Source organism: Stenotrophomonas sp. 112478_Sma, assembly GCF_056479905.1.
This window is the reverse complement of record NZ_CM151072.1, coordinates 2,099,760-2,121,316: the sequence shown is the minus strand read 5'-3', so window position 1 is coordinate 2,121,316 and position 21,557 is coordinate 2,099,760. Positions and strand designations below refer to the sequence as shown.

Annotated in this window: 16 protein-coding genes and 1 pseudogene; 12 read left to right on the top strand and 5 right to left on the bottom strand. The window is 58.2% G+C overall.

Translation table 11 applies throughout. The features are described 5' to 3' along the window. Window positions 1-25: 25 nt before the first annotated feature. On the bottom strand, window positions 26-2,299 hold the full coding sequence (locus tag ACZK08_RS09825) for an FdhF/YdeP family oxidoreductase (protein WP_026070515.1): 2,274 nt from the start codon (window positions 2,297-2,299) through the stop codon (window positions 26-28). A 477-nt stretch (window positions 2,300-2,776) separates the two neighbouring features. Between ACZK08_RS09825 and fdhD the strand changes: the two genes are divergently transcribed. From fdhD to cydB, 3 genes are all read left to right on the top strand, one after another. After that, window positions 2,777-3,637 (top strand): formate dehydrogenase accessory sulfurtransferase FdhD, encoded by an 861-nt coding sequence (fdhD, locus tag ACZK08_RS09820; RefSeq protein ID WP_026070516.1) that lies wholly within the window; start codon window positions 2,777-2,779, stop codon window positions 3,635-3,637. 109 nt (window positions 3,638-3,746) lie between these two features. After that, window positions 3,747-5,135, top strand: a complete 1,389-nt coding sequence (locus tag ACZK08_RS09815; protein WP_017354500.1) for a cytochrome ubiquinol oxidase subunit I — start codon at window positions 3,747-3,749, stop codon at window positions 5,133-5,135. Between the two features lie 11 nt (window positions 5,136-5,146). After that, window positions 5,147-6,160 carry a cytochrome d ubiquinol oxidase subunit II gene (cydB, locus tag ACZK08_RS09810; protein ID WP_017354501.1) on the top strand — a complete coding sequence of 338 codons (1,014 nt, stop codon included), beginning with the start codon at window positions 5,147-5,149 and terminating at the stop codon, window positions 6,158-6,160. A 2,286-nt stretch (window positions 6,161-8,446) separates the two neighbouring features. On the opposite strand, the gene ACZK08_RS09805 is transcribed toward cydB, so the two are convergent. The 3 genes from ACZK08_RS09805 to ACZK08_RS09795 all read right to left on the bottom strand — a co-directional run bounded on the left by ACZK08_RS09805 (window position 8,447) and on the right by ACZK08_RS09795 (window position 10,433). Beyond that, complete coding sequence (locus tag ACZK08_RS09805; protein WP_017354502.1) at window positions 8,447-8,896, bottom strand: phosphatase domain-containing protein; 450 nt, start codon at window positions 8,894-8,896, stop codon at window positions 8,447-8,449. A gap of 206 nt (window positions 8,897-9,102) precedes the next feature. Next, window positions 9,103-9,537, bottom strand: a complete 435-nt coding sequence (locus ACZK08_RS09800; protein WP_017354503.1) for an NIF family HAD-type phosphatase — start codon at window positions 9,535-9,537, stop codon at window positions 9,103-9,105. A gap of 95 nt (window positions 9,538-9,632) precedes the next feature. After that, window positions 9,633-10,433: a hypothetical protein gene (locus ACZK08_RS09795; RefSeq protein ID WP_017354504.1), complete on the bottom strand. Its 801-nt coding sequence runs from the start codon at window positions 10,431-10,433 to the stop codon at window positions 9,633-9,635. 95 nt (window positions 10,434-10,528) lie between these two features. Here ACZK08_RS09795 and ACZK08_RS09790 point away from each other — a divergent pair, with 95 nt between their 5' ends. Next, window positions 10,529-10,774: a helix-turn-helix domain-containing protein gene (locus ACZK08_RS09790; RefSeq protein WP_017354505.1), complete on the top strand. Its 246-nt coding sequence runs from the start codon at window positions 10,529-10,531 to the stop codon at window positions 10,772-10,774. A gap of 432 nt (window positions 10,775-11,206) precedes the next feature. Here ACZK08_RS09790 and ACZK08_RS09785 read toward each other — a convergent pair whose 3' ends face one another. Further along, window positions 11,207-12,394, bottom strand: a complete 1,188-nt coding sequence (locus ACZK08_RS09785) for a hypothetical protein (RefSeq protein ID WP_146257381.1) — start codon at window positions 12,392-12,394, stop codon at window positions 11,207-11,209. 119 nt (window positions 12,395-12,513) lie between these two features. Between ACZK08_RS09785 and ACZK08_RS09780 the strand changes: the two genes are divergently transcribed. The 8 genes and pseudogenes from ACZK08_RS09780 to ACZK08_RS09745 all read left to right on the top strand — a co-directional run bounded on the left by ACZK08_RS09780 (window position 12,514) and on the right by ACZK08_RS09745 (window position 21,442). Beyond that, a complete protein-coding gene (locus tag ACZK08_RS09780; protein ID WP_049399270.1) occupies window positions 12,514-12,753 on the top strand; it encodes a hypothetical protein in 240 nt (79 codons plus the stop codon). A 532-nt stretch (window positions 12,754-13,285) separates the two neighbouring features. Continuing rightward, window positions 13,286-14,029 (top strand): hypothetical protein, encoded by a 744-nt coding sequence (locus ACZK08_RS09775; RefSeq protein WP_017354507.1) that lies wholly within the window; start codon window positions 13,286-13,288, stop codon window positions 14,027-14,029. Beyond that, on the top strand, window positions 14,026-15,876 hold the full coding sequence (locus ACZK08_RS09770) for a hypothetical protein (protein ID WP_049399271.1): 1,851 nt from the start codon (window positions 14,026-14,028) through the stop codon (window positions 15,874-15,876). The genes ACZK08_RS09775 and ACZK08_RS09770 overlap by 4 nt, the downstream gene beginning before the upstream one ends. Beyond that, window positions 15,876-16,880: an ATP-binding protein gene (locus ACZK08_RS09765; RefSeq protein ID WP_332840906.1), complete on the top strand. Its 1,005-nt coding sequence runs from the start codon at window positions 15,876-15,878 to the stop codon at window positions 16,878-16,880. Before ACZK08_RS09770 ends, ACZK08_RS09765 begins: the two co-directional genes overlap by 1 nt. A gap of 1,717 nt (window positions 16,881-18,597) precedes the next feature. Beyond that, window positions 18,598-18,806: pseudogene (locus ACZK08_RS09760) on the top strand (integrase); the annotation flags it as partial. Window positions 18,807-19,021: 215 nt separating this feature from the next. Further along, on the top strand, window positions 19,022-19,987 hold the full coding sequence (locus ACZK08_RS09755; RefSeq protein ID WP_026070609.1) for a CBASS oligonucleotide cyclase: 966 nt from the start codon (window positions 19,022-19,024) through the stop codon (window positions 19,985-19,987). Window positions 19,988-19,994: 7 nt separating this feature from the next. After that, complete coding sequence (locus ACZK08_RS09750; protein WP_026070608.1) at window positions 19,995-20,510, top strand: HORMA-1 domain-containing protein; 516 nt, start codon at window positions 19,995-19,997, stop codon at window positions 20,508-20,510. Next, window positions 20,510-21,442 (top strand): AAA family ATPase, encoded by a 933-nt coding sequence (locus tag ACZK08_RS09745; protein WP_017355006.1) that lies wholly within the window; start codon window positions 20,510-20,512, stop codon window positions 21,440-21,442. Before ACZK08_RS09750 ends, ACZK08_RS09745 begins: the two co-directional genes overlap by 1 nt. The last annotated feature ends 115 nt before the right edge of the window (window positions 21,443-21,557 follow it).

Below are 21,557 nucleotides of genomic sequence, written 5' to 3'. Positions count from 1 at the left end.
TCCTCCCTACGACATGCCGGCGCAATCACTGTGAAATGACCACCCTGACCGGGATCGACTTCGCCGCGGGGGTACCACTGATGCGATCGAAGTAATCCAGAGGTAGCAGTGGATTGAGTTCAGGGTAGTAGCCCGCAATCGCGCCACGCGGCATCGGATAGTCAAGCACAGTCAACCCATCGACCCGCCGGCAGACGCCATCACTGGAGATCGTCTCGAGGCTCACCTGTTCCTCCTTCCCAATCCCTCGTGCTACTCGATCTTCCAGGTTCATGAAGAGGATCATTCGATCGTTATACACACCGCGATAGCGATCGTTGTAGCTGTAGATTGTCGTGTTGTACTGGTCATGGGAGCGAACCGTGGCCAGCCGAAGCATAGTGGGATCCTCGACCAGGTCGTTCACTTCAAGACCCGGCAACACCAGAATATTGGCCTTCCCGTTAGGTGTCGGCCACTCACGGCGGCGCGGCGGAATGTCCAAGTGGAAGCCACGCGGCGCCTGGATCCGTTCATTGAAGTCTGCGTAGATGCTGGGATAGACCGCCGCGATCAGCTCACGAACATGGTTGTAATCGTGCATGCAAGCTGCCCAGTCGACCTTGCTGTCCGGCAGTGTTGCCATTGCCATGCGGCACACGATCTCAACTTCCGGAAGAACATGTTCACTCACAGGCTCCAGTACTCCACGGGATGCGGTGACATTCGACATGGCATCCTCAATGGTGACAAACTGCTCACCCAGCGGGGTATGGATCCACTCCGAGCGCGCCACCACCGGTAGGATCAGCGCCTCCTTGCCATGCACTAGGTGGCCACGGTTGAGTTTGGTGGCGATGCCAACCGTAAGCTCAAGACCACGCATTGCCCTGTAGGCAATTTCGGTATCAGGAACAGCATGGATGAAGTTCCCGCCCATGCCGATGAAGACCTTGGCGGTTCCAGCCAGCATCGCCTCAATAGACTCAACCACATGGTGCCCATGTTCGCGCGGCGGTTCGAACCCGAACACGTCGCGAACTTGGTCCAGGTAGCGTTGCGTCGGCTTCTCATCAATGCCGACGGTACGGTCGCCTTGCACGTTGGAATGGCCGCGAATAGGAGCAATGCCCGCCCCGGGCTTTCCGAAGTTGCCGCGCAGCATCAGCAGATTGGCAACCTGCTGCAAAAGGCGAGATCCTTGCTGGTGCTGGGTCAGGCCCATGCCATAGCAGATAATGGTCGCACGGGAACGGATGTAGATCTCTGCACAACGCAGAATCTGCTCCTTCTTGATCCCGGACACTTGGACGATCTGGCTCCACTCCAGGGACATCACTTCTTCACGCAATGCCTCCAGCCCGACGGTGTGCTCGGTCAGGAATTCGTGATCGAGAACAGACTCGCCGGCCGCTTCCCGCTCGAACATAGCCTTCATGATGCCCTTGATCAGGGCCAGGTCACCGCCGATGCGAATGTGTACAAATTCACTGGAAATCTCGGTGGAGCCAAACGTGGCCATCTGCACGACGTCCTGGGGCTCGGCAAAGCGAATCAGCGCACGTTCCGGCATAGGATTGACCGCGACAATTGGAGCATTACGCTTCCGCGCCTCCACCAAGTTGGACATCATTCGTGGTGAGTTGGTGCCTGTGTTCTGGCCGATGACGAAGATGGCCTCAGCATGCTCAAAGTCATCGAGCACGATAGTGCCCTTGCCGACACCAATTGCCGGCGGCAACCCCCGGCTGGTCGGCTCGTGGCACATGTTCGAGCAGTCCGGGAAGTTGTTGGTTCCGAACTCGCGCACGAAGATCGAGTACAGGAACGCGGCTTCGTTCGGCGTCCTCCCCGAGGTGTAGAACTCAGCCTCATGCGGGCTGGACAGGGCCTGCAGGTGTCGCCCGATCAGCGCGAAGGCCTCATCCCAGCTACAAGGAACGTAATGGTCGGATACCGGGTCATATCGCATCGGCTCGGTCAATCGACCCTGCATCTCCAGCCAATAGTCGGACTGCGCCATCAGCTCCTGGACAGTGTGCTCCGCGAAGAACTCACGCGTGGCGCGATGCTTGGTTGCCTCCCATGCCAAGGCCTTCGCACCGTTTTCGCAGAACTCCAGCTTCTTGGTGTGATCTGCATCCGGGAAAGCGCAACTGGGGCACTTGAATCCCCCAGGCTGATTCATCGACAAAAGCGCTTTAGATCCCTTGGCAATGACGCTCTGCTGCATCAGAACCTTGGCGGTTGCACCGGCGGCACCCCAACCACCGGCAGGATGGTCGTAGGCTTTGTAACGGGGGATCTTCTGCTCTGACATGACAGGCACTCGCAGCATGCAATTGGGAGTGGGAAAAGTTAAGCACGCGACGGCCTCCCCTTCCACGGACAGTATGTCCACCCTGCCCAGACAAGACGTCCGGCGTACACGCCGGGGATCGAATCGAGGCACTGGTGTCCGATACGAGTGCCTCAACGGACCCGAAGCGCTCATCCTGGCCCTCACCACGAACAGGTCTTCACGCCACCCGCCATCGATTGTAACTATCTAATTTATCGGGCGTTTTCTAGCTACAGGCACATGTAGCGGACAGGCGGGCCACAGCCCCTCGAACAGAATGTCGGATCAACTCAGCCAAACTGTCCATCTGCGAACATTTGTAAATTTTGACCGCAGCGGGGTGTACGCCTTGGGATACTCTCCGCACTGTCAAACCACTAAGAAGTCCCCGACCCGAGGGACCCTGCACGCCCAGATCATCGTTACCGGCTTCCCTCCCCGCCAGGCCTCATCTCCATGCAAGCGCCCAGCCCAGTACCTGCCAACGAGCCCTGCGGCATCGCATATCGAAGAACCCTTCGGTGGCGTGGTGGCGAGCGCGGCTCAATCATGGACAGCGTTGCCGAAGAAGTGCCTGTCGCGATGCTCTACAACGACAGTCCTTTCTCGGTGATGATGGCCAGCCCAACGGATCTGGAAGACTTTGCGCTGGGCTTTTCCATGACGGAGGGAACAATTTCTGATCCCTCCCAACTTCTCCGGATTGAAGTGAGGCCATCGCTGGAAGGCATTGAGCTGGCGATGGAAGTCACAGATAGTGCGCCCATCGTGTCAATGCCCAACGACGCCACCCGCAACCTACCCGGGCGTAGCGGTTGCGGGCTATGTGGAGCTAGTCGACTGGAGCAAGTGCTCAGAATGCCTTTGCCAATCGACCGACCCACCACCTACTCCGCCTTGGCGCTACGCGTAGCACTGTCCTCGCTAAAAGGGCTACAGCCAATGAACGAGGCTGCCGGCTCAACCCACGCAGCAGCATGGGTTCTCCCGGACGGAGCTATCGAAGTGGTACGCGAAGACGTGGGCAGGCACAACGCACTAGATAAGCTCATTGGTGCAATGAGGCGCTCATCGACTTCAACCAACGAAGGTCTCGTGCTTCTATCTAGCCGTGCTAGCTACGAAATGGTGAGTAAGGCCGCCTATGCAGGCATGGCGATCGTTGCAGCGGTATCGGCACCCACAGCCTTAGCCATAGATCTCGCAAAGGCCGCAGGGATCTGTCTTGTCGGTTTCGCGCGCTCGGATGGCTTCAACATCTATTCACACCCCCAGCGCCTACTCGATTTGGAAGCTGCACACCTAGCAGCCGTATGACGCCAGATGACGCCTGCCGTGCAATGAGCAAGGATCTCCGCCGATGAAATTGCTAGGCACCATCGGAACTTGAGCCGCTAGCCACCACCCACCCCCTATTGGGATCGTTATGGACGCCCTCCTCCTTTCCCGAATTCAGTTCGGCTTTCTCATCAGCTTCCATGTGCTCTTCCCTGCCTTCACCATTGGCTTGGCCAGTTGGCTTGGTTTCGTGGAATGGCGCTGGCTTCGAACCCGCAACCCGGTGTGGCGGGATCTGTTCTTCTTCTGGCAGAAGATCTTTGCCGTGTCCTTCGGCATGGGCGTGGTAAGCGGTATCGTCATGGCGTTCCAGTTCGGCACAAACTGGCCTCGTTTGAGCCAGATCGCCGGAACCGTAATCGGCCCCCTACTGACTTACGAGGTCCTGACAGCCTTCTTCCTGGAGGCAAGTTTCCTCGGAGTGATGATGTTCGGCTGGGGGCGAGTATCACCACGCCTGCACTTCTTTTCCACATGCATGGTCGCACTTGGAACGCTCTTTTCAACGTTCTGGATTCTTGCCTCCAACAGCTGGTTGCATACGCCTGCGGGCTACGAAATGATCAACGGAGTGGTCCATCCGGTTGACTGGTTCGAGGTTGTGTTCAATCCATCGTTCCCCTATCGACTGGCCCATATGGCAATAGGGTCATTCATAACAACCTGCTTCGTGGTGGGTGGTGTTGGCGCCTGGTACCTGCGGCGTAAGGAGCACGTCGAAGCCGGCCGCAAGATGCTTGGGGCGGCTGTGATATTTGCGGCCATTACCGTTCCTGTTCAGATTTTCGTGGGTGACATGCATGGTCTGAACACCCTCAAGCACCAGCCGATGAAGATCGCAGCGGTAGAGGCTCACTGGCATCAGGGCCAAGAAGGTGAAGGAGTTCCGCTGGTCGTCTTCGCTGTACCAAATGAGAAGGAAGAGCGGAACGATCTTGAGATCGCGATTCCGCGTGTTGGCAGCCTCATCCTGACTCACTCCATGGATGGAACCTTCGCACCGCTGACATCCGTACCGGCGAGCGAACGACCTCCGGTCACGCCTGTGTTCTTCGCATTCCGGATCATGGTTGGGATAGGCACCCTCATGCTACTGCTCGCCTGGCTTTCTGCTTTCACCCTGGCCCGCCGTAAGCTGTTCGATTCCGGGGCCCTGCTGCGCGCTTGGAACTGGATGCTTCCAAGTGGGTTCGTTGCTTTGGTGGCCGGCTGGTTTGTCACCGAGATGGGGCGCCAGCCTTGGATTGTCTATGGCGTTTTGCGAACGGCTGATGCCGTGGGACCGCAAACGGCCTGGATGACAGCGATCTCACTCGCGGTCTATGTCGCTGGATATGCGTTCGTATTTGGTTGGGGCATCTGGTATCTGGTCAAGATCCTCCGACATGGCCCACATGCCCAAGACGGAAGTCCGTCGCTAGAGGGTGGTGATCGCACACCTGCACGGCCTATCTCGGCCGCTGATCAATCTCTCTGAGGAACGCTGACATGGACTCGATGACCTGGTTGCCCATCGCCTGGTTCGCCGTCATCAGCTTCGGCGTCCTGATGTACGTCGTCCTCGACGGCTTCGTACTCGGTATTGGCATTCTCGCGCCCTTTGCCGAGGATGAAGAGCAGCTCGATGTGATGATGAACACCGCTGCCCCAATATGGGATGGCAACGAAACCTGGCTGGTGCTCGGCGGAGCCGGATTGCTAGCAGCGTTTCCAACAGCCTATGCAGCGCTTCTTTCGGCCCTGTACCTTCCAGTACTTCTGCTGCTTGTATCATTGGTTTTCCGGGGGGTCGCCTTTGAGTTCAGGTTCAAAGCCCATCGCTCCAAGAGGCTTTGGAGCGTGGCTTTCGGCCTTGGCTCGCTTCTGGCCGCGTTCTCTCAAGGAGTGATTCTTGGCACGGTGGTGCAAGGCGTGCCAATGACTGGTGACACCTACGCTGGCGGGCCATTCCTATGGTTCAGCCCCTTTGCCATGCTTACCGGAGCAGCCTTGGTTGCCGGCTACGCCTTGCTTGGAGGCACCTGGCTAATCTTGAAGACCGAGGGGCGAACCCACGCACTTGCCAGGCGCCTGACCCGCCCCCTGGTGGTCGCCGTGATCGTGGCCATGGGGCTCGTGAGCAGCTGGCTGCCGTTCCTTGATCTGCGACTAATGACTCGCTGGTTCAGTGACGGGAATTTCTGGTGGCTGTCCCCCGTCCCCCTTCTTACGCTCGCCGTGGCAGTGGCGCTGTGGCGCGCGGAGAAACGCCCCACTCATGATCTTGCCCCTTTCCTACTGAGCCTGTCGTTGTTTGTCCTGGGTTACCTAGGCCTCGTACTCGGCATGTGGCCGTACCTGCTCCCCCCGGCATTGACGATCTGGGATGCAGCAGCGCCAGTGTCGTCGCTTGGCTTCAGCCTGGTCGGCTTGGCGGTCATGCTTCCTGTCATCCTGGGCTACACCGCCTGGTCATACCGCGTTTTCCGCGGCAAGGTGAGTGCGAGCACGAGCTATCATTGAGCGTGATATGCCGCCCATTCGCCTGAAGTGGAGAATGGGCTCAACTAAAGCCCGGAAAGGGCGAGTGGGTTCGGTGGCGGCCGACTCATGAACTGAATGTCACTGGACTATCTTCAGCTAAGCCGAAGGTCAAATGCCACCGCCTCTGGCCCTCGACTTGACTCAATCAGTTAGCCAATACGCCCGGCCTCCCAGAATCGTGTATCGCCCTAAGACACACAGGATGTGATGAGTGGGGCCTTCAGCCGACCCTGAATCGTATGCCTTCGGATCGAACTGACTTGAAGGAAAGTCGATGATTCACGGTGAGGTGGTAGAAGAACGCCTCACACCAACGAAGTCGCCTAGAAAGAAGGACTACATCATGTATGGGGCCGCTACGAGATAGCCACCTGACAAGAGTGAGTGGGTCCCTTCCCGACAGCATGGGGCTAAGTAGCTCAACAGTAGAGCCTCTGGCCAACGTGCAAACCCACGGCCGTACGGATCTTAACCATAGGTGGAAGCCCTCCCGCTCAAGCCTACGCCTTTCAGCAAGCTCCGCTCTGAGCTGACGCCGGCGAACTTGGCGGGCTATCTCCAAGTGTGGCGAGTACTCCCCCTTGCCATGATAGGCAACCTTCAGGACGTAGCCCCGGGCCCTGGTAGGAATCGGTGAGTACGAAGCTCGAACACGCGCAAAGAAGTACCCCGCGAAAACGGCAGTTGCGACGAGAACAACATGAAGTTCGCTCGGGGCGATACGGTATCCACTCGCGGTGAAGAACTGGACGCAAACAAGTCCATCACAACCCGTAGGAATCAACGTTCGATACAACGTCGTCCCGGGAACATACAAGAGAAAAATGAAGCCATAGGCGCACCATTTCCAGCAATGAACTCGCTGATCCAGCACCGGCTCCCAACTGAGCTCTCTTTTGGGGCGGCGCAGAACGTAAGCGCCAATGAAGAGCAGCGAAGGAACGCCCAATAGCAGCAGCAGGTCGATGATCTTCTGAATTGAGTACATGGCAGGGTACTTAGAACGTCGCTCCGGAGCTCCTGGGCAAACGGGATGCCATCGACTGGATTCGTGGCCGGGACGACCCGCCAGGAGTCTGGACAGGGCTGTATCGGCCGCGCGACATGGAACTTGAACCACTGATTCGTCCATGCTCAATGGCCTACTCGCGCTCCTCGGCATAGCACGGCTCCCCAAAGAACCTAGAACACCGCTGGAGGAAGCGACGGGACTTTCACTCACAACTCCAGCGCAGCCACGGACAGCAGTGTGGCGATATCTGAAGATCAGATAGACGCGGACTCGCCTCGCTGCTATGCTGGTGAGCTAGGCGAGCGATCTGAGAGACAAGTGGCCTATGTTGTCACCCAACCGACCCTCATTTCGCATTGGCCAGAGTTGGACGATTTCGTTCGTTCAATCGGCCCGTTCTTAGCCTGCGCCTGGTGCGCACTGGAGCGCTCAAGGACCGTAAGCGGGCCTGTTGCCGCCGAGGGCTTGGCCTCAGCCGCACTCGATACGCTTGCCTCACTTCGCGTACTGCAGCGCATTCCCATCGCAGCCCCCAATTCCGGGGCGAGGTCCTTGTATGAGCCTCTGGCATGGACCTATCAGGCCGCTTGGTCACGTCAGGACGTGAGTCTGGAGGCCAGGTTGACCAGTACGCTTACCCGATGGGCTGCCGAATGCCCGTCCACTGCCAAACGGACCTTGGGAACCTCGCTCGCAGAGAGCGAAGCCCGTGCATACCTGGCCAACCTGCTACGCAAGTATCGGCTATCTCCCACGCTGGGCAATGGCCTGAGATCGACCCAGCTCCCGGAGTGGAATGCACTGAGCTTGGGACGCAAGAGGTATGTACTGTGGGCCGGCATGCGCAACGTTGCGTCGGAGTTCCTGAAAGCTGATCTGGACGAGGAGGCCGCCCGTCGGGTACTTGATCGAGAGATCAGCAGGAGATGCACTTGGCTCGTTAGCCGAGTTCAATCGGGAGCACTTGGCCCGACTGACTTTTGCTTCGTGCCAGGCCATGGCTGGCGTCAGCCGTTGATCTTGGACGTGGCAATGGAGACGTTTATCCCTCTGGGCAGACAGTACTGGCTGCAGCCAAGTAGCGACTGGAGGCTTTAGCGGATACTCTCCGCGCCGCGTCCACTAGTGGGCGCGCGACCCAGCGAATCCGGTGTCAGCGGTCGACTAGATCGCGTAGGTATCGGTGGCGCCAATAGCCAGGGCTGGCCTTGAACGACTGATGAGCTCGCCACGCGTTTGATCTGGAAGGGCAACTACGAGCGCAGTCCCTGTGCCCATTGCTGCAGGAAATCCTCCTGGACAGCGGTCTCGATGGCACCCGGCCTGACACGTCGCACCGAGCCAATGGCAGCCTGCGCTGTTCGCTCAGCCCCTGACTGCAGTAGAAGCATCGCTGCGACAGTGCCGGCTCGCCCCAGCCCACCCTTGCAGTGGACCACAATGCGCAGGCCCGAATGCAAACTCCGAACGAGCATTGACCCCAGTACTGGCCATCGTTCGAGCAACCTCTGGTCAGGTGCTGCGCCATCCGTGATTGGAAGGCCATGCCATGAGATGCCCTGCCCTTCAACCACTTGAGGCAAGCACTCGATCCGCAACTCACTGAACTCCCACGGCTCGAGTAGCGTGATCAGGTGGCTGGCTCCCCAACACTGAATCACAGAGACATCCACATCGATGTCTCTCGCCCATGCCCCCGTCATCGCAACTTCTTGGTACTTACCTGGCGCGAAGGTCACACCAATTGCCCCTCCCCTTTCGCCAACCGGGAGTTCCGCGATAGCTAAAGGGTGGGTCAAACTTGTTCGAATCATGTCGGATCTCCTGAACGACAGCCCATTCCTATGCAGCAACCGGCGCTGCTGGCTGGAAGAGCTGCACCCGCCAACCCACTCACTAAGCACACCAACTACAACGGAACAACCAATCGTTCCTTCAGCATCTCAAGGGCCACTTCCAGGCCGGCGTCATCCGCGTCATATGGAGCGCCGAACAAAGAGACCTCAATCCAATAGCGCTCCTGCCCCGGATGGATGTAGTCCGCGTGATCGTCCAGCAACAGCGCTGCACCCAGGATCGGAGACACATACCGGAGGTCCTTCGTTGCCCCTCCCCAGAATGTATATGGCAACTCAGCGAACCAGCCTGGCGCGCTCCCTTCCTCGACCAGCAGCCGCGAAATCCTGCGGAAAGCTGCCTCAGGGACCGTGGTGTAGATGACCAGATGCTCGAAGAGTTCATGAGCGACCTCAAGGAACTGATAAAGCCCTGGGCGTGGAATCTGGCTGACAGCATTTGAGATCAGCGTCCCCTCGAGATCGAGAGCAAGGATGGTCGGTCGCATTGAGCGCTAGGATCCTCATCAGCAGTTGGACACTTGGATCTGGAGCGTTCCGCGCTGCGCTTGGTCATCGGACGCAGTTGCGGAACGCCAATGAGTCAGATATCTGAGAACTTCTCGGCTTGCTTAAGCTGATTCTCCAGAGACTGGATCTTTTCCCTATAGTTGGCAGCTATGTAGGGCTTGTCATTGAAGTCCAAAGCCGTCTGAGGAATTAGTTCGAGCTCGACTCGCGTTGAAGACGCTTGTCGAATTGCCAGTGTCGACCACGCATCATCACCTTTTACGAAGCCAACATTGAAGCGCGCCGTGACGCCGCGGCTCGGCTTGAGGCCATCAATCGATCGGAAGTCGCTGTGCACCCGCGACTTTGCCGTGGGCTGAGCTTCGCCATTGATGTAGAGCGTCGCCGCCCAGCTGGCCTGGCTGAGCGCCAAAGTTGAGCTATTCGCAATTCGCGCCTCAATGACCGGCTTCGGGCCAAAGAAGCTGTCCTCGATCCGTAACGTTGCGCCACTCGCACGCACTCTTTCTAGTTCGGTGATCGTCGGCCGCTGCGCGTTGGCCTGCTCCTGCAGAGCAAGAATTTCTTTTGGATGGGCATCCCTAATCTGCTTGATGTGCCCCCTAACCACCTGTCTTATAGATGCATTCGGGTAGGCCTTGTTCAGCTCAGCCAGATCAAGGCCGGCAACGGCCCAGTTGAAGGCATCCCGCTCATGGGCACTCAGCTCGGCGTCAATTGCGTCAATCGACGCTCTGTATTGCTCCTGCGTGCCGTCAGTGACCAACTTCCTGTCTACTGGACCGCTGCAGGCGGCAACTAGGACCGTCAGAGCAAGCAGCAAGCCCTGCCTGCCCCAGCCAGCTGCGTCGCGTCGACGTTGTTCTTTGATCATGCCCTTCCCCTGTCAATGAGAAGCACAGGATATCTGGTTTTTAGATATCGGAGAACTGGATATAGCTTCTGAAGCCGCTCAACCAGGGTGCGGCCGTGGCCAAGACAATCCATCGCAAGGAATACGCCGCCCTGATTGAGACCGTCAGAGACGCGCGCTTGGCTGCTGGCCTTACCCAAGTACAAGTGTCCAGCAAGCTGGGGCGCAGCCAGTCGTTCATTAGCGATGTTGAGACAGGGAAGCGCAGGGTTGACGTCGTGGAGCTTAGGGACATAGCGCGCCTGACAGGCCTATCCCTGGGCAAGCTCATTGCCGACTTTGAGAAGCGACTCAAAGACTGACTTTACTGAGCTAAGGCTCAGTCTTCTTCAGATGCGTACCACTAGGCTCACGCCTAGTGCCCACCCCACTATCCCGCTCAACGAGCATGCGACCACTTTGAGCAAATGGCTTCTTGCCAGTTCTGGCTACACAGGACTGGCTGGTCAAGTGGTGGCCTCCAGCGCACCATCCGAGCTAGAAGGGAAAGCATTCATAAGCCCTGTCGGCGCGCTTGACTGACGATTCCTTCGCAATAAGAGGTTCAGCGCTTCAAGGAAATCCCTTTGGGGCGACCTCTTCGTACTGACCATAGCTTAAAAGGCTCGGCATGCATTGCAGAACCAGCATGCGCATCTCCCCGCAAGAACAGTGACCTCCACCGCGCGGCTAGCGTTGATACCTCTCCCTTGTTGACGCCACTTCAAGGTAACGAAAGATCCTGGAGGCGCATCTCACGGCTCATCAACCATGGGATGCGGATGCTCAACGTCAACCAGCATGTCGACAGAACGCATGAACTTCAGAAGCACTGCGCCCAGAGGCTTGATGCGGGTGTAAGGCGAGCTTCCGATGCTAGAAGTGGGCAGGACTTCCGCCACGCATGCCGCTACCGGACTGATTGGCGCAAACTGCTTGAGAGTTGCAACCTCGCCGTGACAAACATCCTCCGGCACGTCCAGCAGCCCAAGAAACAGGTCGTCAATTGCATCTTGAGTCGGCAAAGATCCGCCGAGCTCAGTCCCAGCCAGCTGCGCGAATGCTCCTTGCCTTGTCAGATCATTCACGAAAGCAAGATAGTGCGAGTGAAACCGGGCGAAGAATGTATCCACCCCACCTGTGCGAGGAGTCACCGGAAGCATGCACGGATAGTCATCTGCGAAGAATACCCCCTTCGCCGAATTGCTACTAAACGCGCTGGAATCCGTATTGCCAAGTGGAAACCCAACATCCTTTGGCAACAGCGATCCCCTACGAAGCCTGACCACCCGCTGCTCCATCAACAGCTGGATTGCCGTGCATGCGTCGGGGCGCAATCCCCAAACAGCACAAAAACGAATAATTGCCCAGCGTAGTGCATCCCGGACATCTACTGCAGTCTCGAGCCTACCGCTGTCTATAGCTAACAGATAGTTACACGCACACAGGCCTATCGCGTCCAAGGAGCCACCTTCGGCCACGTTGAACATGGACTCCAAGGCATCTACCCGACTTGGCGCATAGCTGCTGAGGCCAGGGAGATTGTGATGAGAAGCCACCAGGCGTTCGGTGATGGACGGCATCAGTAGCCCAAGACGCTCCATTAGTGATCGACGTACGCCCCGCAATTGCTCCGCAGTGGGAGCCTCTGTGCTGCAGATCATCCAGATCGGATGCTCGAAGGCCTCCTTTGCAGCCGCGAACGCTGGATCCCCATGCACCGAGTCAATCAAGTATCCACCAGGACCGCGTAGCTTCCCTGGATGATGCCCCTTGCTGAAGAACCGGTAGAAGGATCGGGGACGACCGTTGGCCGCTTGCGCGTGTATATCGAGCCCAACTCTAGGCAAGAGCAACTGATCAAGATCATCCCAGGTCAGTCGATCGCCATGCAGCCTTCGCACAACGCAGGCCCACACGCTATTGCGGACGACCAGCGCCACGTCTGTTGGAATCTTGCCACGAGGCATACTTATGGATCTTCTGAAGCGGGACTAAAGAATCCCCTAGAACTGGCTGCAATTGTGCATGATGGGGTCCAACGGTAGCTAGGAGTTGCGTCATGCCTATCCAGAATCCAGAAGCAGCAGTCTCCACCGAACTCAGTCGCGAGCTGCTAGAGCGGCATGGGGAGCTCATGGGCGGCAGCGACCTCCAGCGGAACCTTGGCTTTCCAAACGGCCGCACCTTCGGCCGAGCCGTCCAGCGTGAACTTTTGCCGGTTCGCACCTTTCCGCTGCCAGGTCGGCGGGGGTTGTTCGCCAAAACGCGAGATGTCGCTGAGTGGCTGAACTCGCTGTAATTCCTGAGCACGCGAGCTGAGGCCGAAGCCAAAAGGCCCGCACCACTTCTGATCTGCTGAAACTCACCTAGGCGCACAGTGCGCCCCTGAACGGCTTGACGCCAAAACTCCAGCTTCAAAGGAGGCATTTAGCCCCCCAGTTCATCAAATCTCCGACCCCGGAAATGAAATCGCCCCCGCAGCAACGGGGGCGATAGCCTCTCGCCGGAGCGAGAGGGGGTGAAGCTCTACGATAACGTATGTAGGCTCCCGCAATTCCGACTTCGTGTCAAGCGGCAAAGCTGCTTGAGCGGGCATCTGCGCGCTCCGACTGCCATCGTATGGCAATCGGCACGGCACCCCATGCCCGAAATCCCCAATGACCCTGCTGGCCATTGCCGCCAGTACCGAGCCTCATTCTCCGAGGCCAACCGGGAAGTCGATCGATGAAGATCCAACACTCAGCTGACCATGCATTGAGTCATCCCTCAATCGCGATTGCGCAGCGCCACTCCTCGACCATGCGAACTGCAGTCATCCACAAGGAGGCAGCATGAGCAACCACGCGACCAATCCCGTGAGCCCGTTCCAAGGCGTAGCGTCTGCACGCGCCTCCGACCCGCTCCACAATGGGAAGGATCGACCGCTGGCCCCCCGTGAACTAACCGCTGGCCAGATCAAGAGGGGGGACATCTTCACCTTCTTTAGCCCGAAAGAGAACCGGACGGTTACCGTACACGGCCCCCTGCAACTCGCGCTTCGACTGCAATTGGAGTTTGATCCATCAGTGGCGGCCGTGACCGAGAGGCCTCGGTCCATCCCGGTAGGACTTGACAGCATGGAACTCCATTTCTGGTTTCAGAGGCGCGGAGGCCAGGAGATCTATGCAAACGTCATTCCGAATTCGCAGACAGTACCCGGCGTGGATGGCAAGCGTCGTCCTCGCGAGCTGGACCGGCTTCGTTCAGCAGCCAAGGATGCAGGCATCTCTTTGTGGCTAATCACGGAGGACGAACTCAAGGCGCCCGGCGGCAGGAATGAGCTCTGCTACCAACTGCTCGGGTTCTGCCAGTCAGCCAAGGATCTGGGGAGCAGCCTGGCGTTGCGACAGGAAATCGCCGCGACCATCGAGCGAAGCGGCAGCATCAGTGCAGATGAACTCATCCATGAGCTCAGGCACCACCCTCGAACTCACATTCAGGGGGTCGTGGCTGAGTTGCTTCACGTCGGATTTCTGGCGACCGATGCATTTCCTCGAATGACGGGGCGATCAAGGATCTGGAGGGCCGACCCATGAGTTCCAAGTTCAATGCCGTCGACCTCGAGTCGATCCGGGCAACTCCAAGGCCAAATGGGATCGTACTTCCAGCTGATCAACAGTCGGAATTTCAAGCCCGCCTGTCAGCACTCACCAGCGTCCTTGATGGGGCAACCTTGGTCGACGCAGCCCTTCGATGGGGCGTGCCGCGAAATACCCTCTCTCGAATGATCCGGACCGCACTGCTCTTCGACGAGAGCGGTCATCGAGTCGGATACCGAGCCTGCATTCCCTATGCGCGATTCAGCGTGTCAGATCGCAACAACTCGGTCGTCCCCGATAGTTCACATCCGTTCGCCATAGATGCTGTCCTGCAAGCGATCCCCGAACTCGGCGATGCAGTCGCAAGATTCAAGGGCGCCTTGCCAACACAGTCCAAAAGGAGCCCCGCGTTCGACAGGCTGCATTCCCAGTTCGTGAAGGTGCTGACTGGGAAGGGCTTTCAGGCCATGTATCCGCTCAACATCCGTGACAAGGGAAGACGAGCACTGACCTCCCTCATAAAGCGCATCCGAGGCACAAAGAGCGAAAATGAGATGCTCTTGGCTGCGGATGAGCCTACTTCCACCCGAATCGAGAACCTACTCAGCATTCGGCCATTTGATCGAGTTGAGTACGACGAGCATTCCGTCGACATCGACGCATGGCTGGCCATGCCGATGGCGGACGGCTCATTCCGGCTAGAGAAGATTAGTCGGATCTGGCTACTGGCAGTTGTTGATGTCGGGAGTGGCGCCATCCTTGGTTGGGAAATGGTGCTTGGCCGGAAGTACGAGCAACACGATGTAGTCAGCCTGTTCGCGAAGATCATGAGCCCCTGGCAACCAAGGGATCTGAGCACGTCGAACTTGAGCTACTCGACTAGTGCATGGATGCCGTCGATCTACCTAGTGGATGAGGTAGTGATGAGAAGCGCAATGATCGCAATGGACAACGACTCATCCCATCACGCCAAGATGACAGTCCGAAATCTCATTGATCATCACAAGGGAATCCTGCACTTTGGACGATCCGGGATGGGCGAAGGTCGCCCCTACATCGAGGCTCTATTCAAGAAGATTGAGAATGGCCTGCTGCGCCACATCGCCGGCGGCTTTGCTCCCGCAACGCAAGTGAATGAGCGTCAAGTCACTACAAAGCTTGACGGGAAAGACCACCCCATTCTCCTGGAGGTCTTGAAAGACCTCATTGACACCTATGTTACCTCGCACAATGTGACGAGCCGGTCCACTCGCGAACCCAGGTCGCCCAAGCGAATCATTGATGAGCATCTGGCATCTGGGGAGTGGGTGTGGCATGCACCTGGCACCGAAGATGACGTGAGAAACATGACCGTTAGGCGGATGAAGGTGACCATCAGAGGCTCCAGAAGGAGTGGTGTACCTCCCCTCGTCTATCTCGACCACGCTAGGTACAGGTCACCAACACTGTCTGGACAGTGGCACCTGATTGGGCAGTCATTTGACGCAACCTACGAAGACTGGCGAGACATTCGCAAGCTGACCCTCTGGAGAGGCGGTAAGCGTGTACTCACACTTCACGCTCTCGCCCCATATGCGAGCGTGGCCCACACGCTGTCGATCAGGAAGCGCGCGGCACGCTGGGCGAAGAGCGACGCGTCACGGGAGCCCGGTAACTACTGTTTAGCCGACAACATTGAGGCCTATCACGCAGCCGTCCGATCGGCGGCCGCTGGCGTCAGGGACAGCGCCTCGCTCATGGCAGCTGGCGATGTGCCCAAGCCACCTTCCACGACCAACAGTCAGGGGCAAGGCTCTCCACTGATGGGAATCCGCAGGGCCACGTTCAACACGAGGCTCCGCTGATGAAGGCCCCGGCGAGCCTTGAGAACCACCCAATGCACGCGCGACATCGCCCCAATATCCAGACTCTCCCCTTACTGCGAATGGCATCTGGATTCGCCACGTGCCTGGAGTATGGGCGGCCGAGCCTGAGGATCATTGGCGATGGCCGGTGTGGGAAGTCAACTGCCACGCGAATACTTGAAACCACCACTTCTTGGCGACCATTTCCTATTGGATTCCTCCGGATGGTCGTCGGAAAACCGACTACCCCTAGCGAAGGCAACTTCTTCCGCGAGGTCATCCTTGGACTGGGCATGAGGGCAACAACCGTAGCCAGCCCACAGGATCTCCTCCTCAGGATCATCCGGGCAATTGAGCAGGAAGCCGCTAGAGCATCGGCCGACGTGGTCGTGATTGCGATCGATACGGCTGAGCAGCTCACGCTCAAGGACTACGCCCACCTTGCAAAGCTTCAGAACCACTTCCTCGGATCATCAGTGCAACCGTTCTTTCTCTTCATCCACCAGAGCAACAGCGTGATTGGAGGCGCAGACGATCTTAGTCAGCTGGCGCCGCCACATCTGTATGGCCGATTCTTTGTCGACAGCCATCCTTTTACCGGGCTTCTCTGGGACATCCCGACGGAGGACGCTGACGTGCAGGACGCATGTGATGTCGCCTTGGCATTTCGCCAGCTTGACCAAGTTATGAGGTGGCCGGACGAGGGAGGAAAGACCTACACCGAAGCATTCGCACCCTATGCTTACAGCGTTGGCTGGCGCCTTGAGAAGGAGACCGAAGCGATACGCGAACGAATTGAGAACCTTGCCAATCAAGGCAACTATCCCGTTCCCAAGGATTGGCTCATGGCCTCCTTCAACCAGTTTGTCTACCACCTACTCACCAAGATCGCTGCTGGGCGCAACGATTTCGAAGGGCTTACTACCCAGCACATTGATGAAGCTCTCCTGCGCAGCGCATACGCCGGCTTCGAAAGCTCAAGAAATAGGGCCGTAGGCAAATGAGGAGCGGCGCTCAGCTGGTCGGCGGCAACCTCCGACTTGTTCCATACCAATCGGCTTTTGGCTGCGTCGCGAGGCTATCGCGACTGAACCAGGCCAGGCGGGTCACGGAGTACTCACAACTCCTCGGAATCAAGCCAAACAGAAACATCAACCTGCTCTTGAGCCTGACGACCTCGCAAGTACAACAAGAGGCACTCTCTACAACCCTTGGGATCGAGACTCCGCCCGAGTGGGACTTGGCGGCGTGGTATCCGTTCATGACGGACGACCCGAGACTGCCCTCCCATCTCAGGTTGAGGTACTGCCTTCCTTGCATCAGACTCGGGTATCACACCACACTGCATCAGCTGCCCTGGATTTCCACGTGTCCCTGGCATGGCGTTCGCCTGCGCCAGAGTTGCCCACGATGCAATGGATTTCCGGTGACAGTCGCTGGCACGCCCACGAAGTTGCTCACCTGTGCGTGCGGCTTTGACCTTATGAATGAGTCGGCTTCCGCCTTGCAGAGACACCCCCACCCCAATGCCACGGCGTATCTACAGGCCTACCTCAACTGGTGTGCGGAGCAAAGGCGTACAAGTCGGCTGATCGTAACTCCAGGGGTACACGTTGATCCCAGCAGGATTTCCAGCCTTGTGGACCTTCCTCCTGGCCTGGCGCTACGCCAGGCCAGGAGGGTCTGCAACGCTAAAAGGTACAGGCTCACGACACACCCAGATCAACAATCACCACCAGCAGGCGCAGATACAGCACTACGTGCAAACCATACGGGCTCTGAGGACGACTCAGGCCCAATCCTCCGTTACATTGACCAGAATGCAGCCAGAGGTTCCCGACGAGGTCGATCAGATCAGGCCTTTAGCCCTCAAGGCGAGCGAGTCGCCGGAGCTCGGGATCAACCGGCTCCGGATGGATGGAGCAGCTACGCCGCGACCAGGCCAGGCGGGCGCTATCGAGTGATTCACCCCAACTATTTGAACTTCGTAGATGAGCTCCTGGGCAAATTCAGCCATTCCAGCCCGCAGCGGGTGAGCAACTCGGGATTGGGACTACGAGTGAGACTAGCGGTGCTCGCCCAGGGCTACGCGGACGGCATCCTCCTCTCGGAGCATGAGGGCAACTTGAGCGCGCTTCCGGAGCGTTATAGATCGCCCAGTCCCATTGCGCTTTTGGATACGAGCCATCCACACGAATTGCGCGTGGCGTTCGGATAACGCAACCCTAAGCAAAGGCATCGATCGCCCCACCCTAAACTTCTGACGCACAACTCAGCTGCCGAGATAGAGAAGCCGCCTGTTTGCACCTGGAAATGGGCGGCACCCATTTATTCGTAGCATTTGCCAACAACAGCAATCGAATCCACGCCAGGGCCAGGCGCCTTCAATCCGTGATGCTGATGCACCAGTCAATGCCAGATGGCGCCATCGGGCAGAGACTCTGGCTGGTCTACCATCAGTAGATAGTCAGGAGCAAGATGACGCTGAGGGTTCGGCGCCGCGCGATAGGCCTGAATGACGTACTGGACCAGCGGGACTTCCACCCCAAACCGAAGACCTTAGGTGCCCCGCATGTACTCCTCGCGCACCATCTGCCGTTGTGCGCCAGTCAGTTGCGGATACTGCCCACCGCTAGGATCACCGATGACGCGCTGTCCTGCCGCGTGCGGGCACCCGGGTTGACTTGGCGATAGGCGCCCCACACCACCGCCGTGGTCATCCAGCACCGCGCCGCACTCGCCGGCCTGGAGGGGACTTCGGCGGACACAACCTGCGCTCGGGCTTCATCACCGAAGGGGCGCACCAAGGCTTGGCGCTGCCCGCCCTGATGGCGAATACCGATCACCGCTCGGTGGCCAGCGCGGCTGGCTACTTCCAGCAGGGCGGCGCCCAGCACAACCCGGCCGCACGGCTGCTCGACGCGGATTGAGCCCGTCCCAGGCGCGCCGCGTCCCGGCACCCACCCACGCCCTTGAAACTGTGAAAGCCATCCCAATGTTGATCGGGAGCTATCAGCTTTCCGGCCCGTGATCGGGGAAGAGTCGCAGTTCCTGCGACAACGAGCCGGCAAGTTGGCAGCGGGGAAGTCGCAGTACCACCTCACCTATCCGCCGGTCGGCACGCGCCCGGCTTGGAGATCGATGCATGGGAACGCAGCACGTAGGCCATAGGGAGCTTGTCAATTTTGCCGACGATCGGGTCAATCTGCCACGCGATAAAGCCAATGAGCTACGCGCGCAGGCGCGTGGACTGAGAGAGCGTCTGGAGACCTACCTAGGGCAGCACCCGGATTTCACCCTTCGAAAGATGATCCTTTCGGGAAGTCTGGCAAAAGGCACCGCATTGCGGTCGCTCAACGACATTGACGTGGCCTGTTACATCAGTGGGGCAGACGCCCCCAAGGACATTGGGAGGCTGCTGGAGTACTTGGCAGAGCGGCTTCGAAAGGCTTATCCAAATTTCAAGCCCGAACAAGTCAAGCCCCAGACTTACTCCGTAACAGTCTCGTTCCAAGGTTCTGGGCTGGATGTGGACGTGGTGCCGATCCTCTATGACGGCGATCCTGACTGGTATGGCAACCTAGTCAGTCAGGATGATGGCTCGTTCTTGAGAACCAGCATTCCCCGGCACCTAGAGTTTGCCAAGCGGCGTAAACAATTGCAGCCTTCGGATTTTGTGCAGGTGGTGCGCTTGGTCAAGTTCTGGGCAAGGCGCATGAAGACGGAAGTTCCCGGCTTTCGTTTCAAGTCCTTCATGATCGAGATGATCCTGGCAAAGCTGTGCGATGAGGGGCGTGATTTCTCCAACTACCCCGAAGCGCTCCAGCACTTCTTCACCTACGTGGCGCAGAGCGGCCTTCGCGAACAAATCGCATTCCAGGATTACTACCCTACCGCCATTATCGCCGCCTTCTCCGAGCCTATGCAGATCATTGATCCGGTGAACGAGAAGAACAACGTGGCCAAATTGTACGGTCACGCGCAGGTCGATGCCATTGTCGAGGCGGCATTGGATGCCGGCGACGCGATTGATGCGGCACTGGCTGCACCGACCAAGCAGGAGACCGTGCGCTACTGGCAAAAGGTCTTCGGCTCTTCCTTCCAAGCGTGAGGGCCCTATGACTGGCAGCTACACACAATCAAGCACCAGCACCTTTACGATCACTCATGCCCGCCACATGGCAGCGAAATTGGCCGCCGACCTCAAGCGTATGCAGCGCTTCTATGGGGCGCCCAGCGATGACAGAATCGCCGCTTATGAGACCGAAGTGGTTGAATTGTTGAAGGCCGGCTATCTGGACACAGTCACCTACGGTTTCAAGCGGGGTGATAACTGGATCGAGCCCACACTGCGCTACACCGCAAAAGATCTTGCAGGCATGTCCGGAATCGATGACGATCCCGGCAAGCTCCGCCCAGGCGCAGATGTATCCGGGGCGAGCTTCTACAACTACCTGACGTATTCCTCTGCCTGGTTCACGCTGTCGGCTCCTCAGCGGGAGTCATTTGAAAAGTCGCTTCCATTTCAGCGTACCGGGGCAGCCGAGCCTGGTATCAGCGGAAGCCTGGTGTCTGACCGCAGCTACTCTGCGGGTGGCAAGGCACTCGACCGCCTCAGTGTCAGGAGCTACTAATGCACTCAAAGCCAACCCTTGACGAGTTGTTTGATCAACGTCGCATCTATCCGGACATCGACGCCCGCACCCGATTGGATCGGCTGATTGGCGTGGACGATCAGAAGGCTCGCTTGTCGAAGATTCTCGGCCTGCTAGTCCACCCAGCTGGCCTGGAATTGTGGGCCAAGCGCCATCACCCAGGTGCCGCAACGCTGCTTGATTCCGTACTGCGCCGACCTCCTTTGGTCATTCTTTCCGGTGACGTCGGCTCTGGCAAAACCGAATTGGCAGAGACTATCGGTGATGCCGTGGCGCGACAGGAGAAGATTGATATCACCTTGTTCCCGCTCAGCCTGGCCACCCGAGGCAAGGGACAGGTTGGCGAGATGACCCAGCTACTCACCACAGCGTTCGACTACGCGCTGGCAGAAGCGACCAAATTGCAAGGTCGCGGAAAAAGCACCGGAGGGGTCATCTTGCTGGTGGATGAGGCCGATGCGCTGACCCAGTCTCGGGAATCGGCGCAGATGCACCATGAGGATCGAGCAGGGGTCAATGCCTTCATCAGGGGTATCGATCGTCTGGCGCAGACGAAGGTGCCCGCCGCCGTGATCATGTGCACCAATCGCCTCAACGCGCTGGATCCGGCCGTACGCCGTCGCGCCGCTGACATTTTGACCTTCAACCGTCCTGATTCAGCTCAGCGACGCTACGTCCTGGAACACCAGTTGCGACCGCTGGGTCTATCCTCCGTGCAGATCGAAGGGCTGGTAGAGGCCACTGGAGCGAAGGATGGACAAGAGGTCGGCTTCACCTACTCTGACATCACACAGCGGTTGATCCCCTCGATCGTACTAGATGCTTATCCAGACCGATCGATTGAGAGCAAACGCGCGCTTGAGATTGCTCGCCCAATGCAGCCAACGCCGGCGTTTCAGGATCATGGCTGAGATGCCTTCCCAGCACGCGCCGGGGCGCCGCTGACACTGTTTCGTGTGGCACAGCTGGCTGCCCCACCCCAGTCGCTGCTATTTCACATTGTTGACCAGGCAAGCGCCTGCTGCT

Coding starts and splice junctions, on each gene's coding strand:
- ACZK08_RS09825 (WP_026070515.1), bottom strand. CDS start 2,299: ATGTCAGAGCAGAAGATCCCCCGTTACAAAGCCTACGACCATCCTGCC.
- fdhD (WP_026070516.1), top strand. CDS start 2,777: ATGCAAGCGCCCAGCCCAGTACCTGCCAACGAGCCCTGCGGCATCGCA.
- ACZK08_RS09815 (WP_017354500.1), top strand. CDS start 3,747: ATGGACGCCCTCCTCCTTTCCCGAATTCAGTTCGGCTTTCTCATCAGC.
- cydB (WP_017354501.1), top strand. CDS start 5,147: ATGGACTCGATGACCTGGTTGCCCATCGCCTGGTTCGCCGTCATCAGC.
- ACZK08_RS09805 (WP_017354502.1), bottom strand. CDS start 8,896: ATGACGGGGGCATGGGCGAGAGACATCGATGTGGATGTCTCTGTGATT.
- ACZK08_RS09800 (WP_017354503.1), bottom strand. CDS start 9,537: ATGCGACCGACCATCCTTGCTCTCGATCTCGAGGGGACGCTGATCTCA.
- ACZK08_RS09795 (WP_017354504.1), bottom strand. CDS start 10,433: ATGATCAAAGAACAACGTCGACGCGACGCAGCTGGCTGGGGCAGGCAG.
- ACZK08_RS09780 (WP_049399270.1), top strand. CDS start 12,514: ATGCCTATCCAGAATCCAGAAGCAGCAGTCTCCACCGAACTCAGTCGC.
- ACZK08_RS09775 (WP_017354507.1), top strand. CDS start 13,286: ATGAGCAACCACGCGACCAATCCCGTGAGCCCGTTCCAAGGCGTAGCG.
- ACZK08_RS09770 (WP_049399271.1), top strand. CDS start 14,026: ATGAGTTCCAAGTTCAATGCCGTCGACCTCGAGTCGATCCGGGCAACT.
- ACZK08_RS09765 (WP_332840906.1), top strand. CDS start 15,876: ATGAAGGCCCCGGCGAGCCTTGAGAACCACCCAATGCACGCGCGACAT.
- ACZK08_RS09755 (WP_026070609.1), top strand. CDS start 19,022: ATGGGAACGCAGCACGTAGGCCATAGGGAGCTTGTCAATTTTGCCGAC.
- ACZK08_RS09750 (WP_026070608.1), top strand. CDS start 19,995: ATGACTGGCAGCTACACACAATCAAGCACCAGCACCTTTACGATCACT.
- ACZK08_RS09745 (WP_017355006.1), top strand. CDS start 20,510: ATGCACTCAAAGCCAACCCTTGACGAGTTGTTTGATCAACGTCGCATC.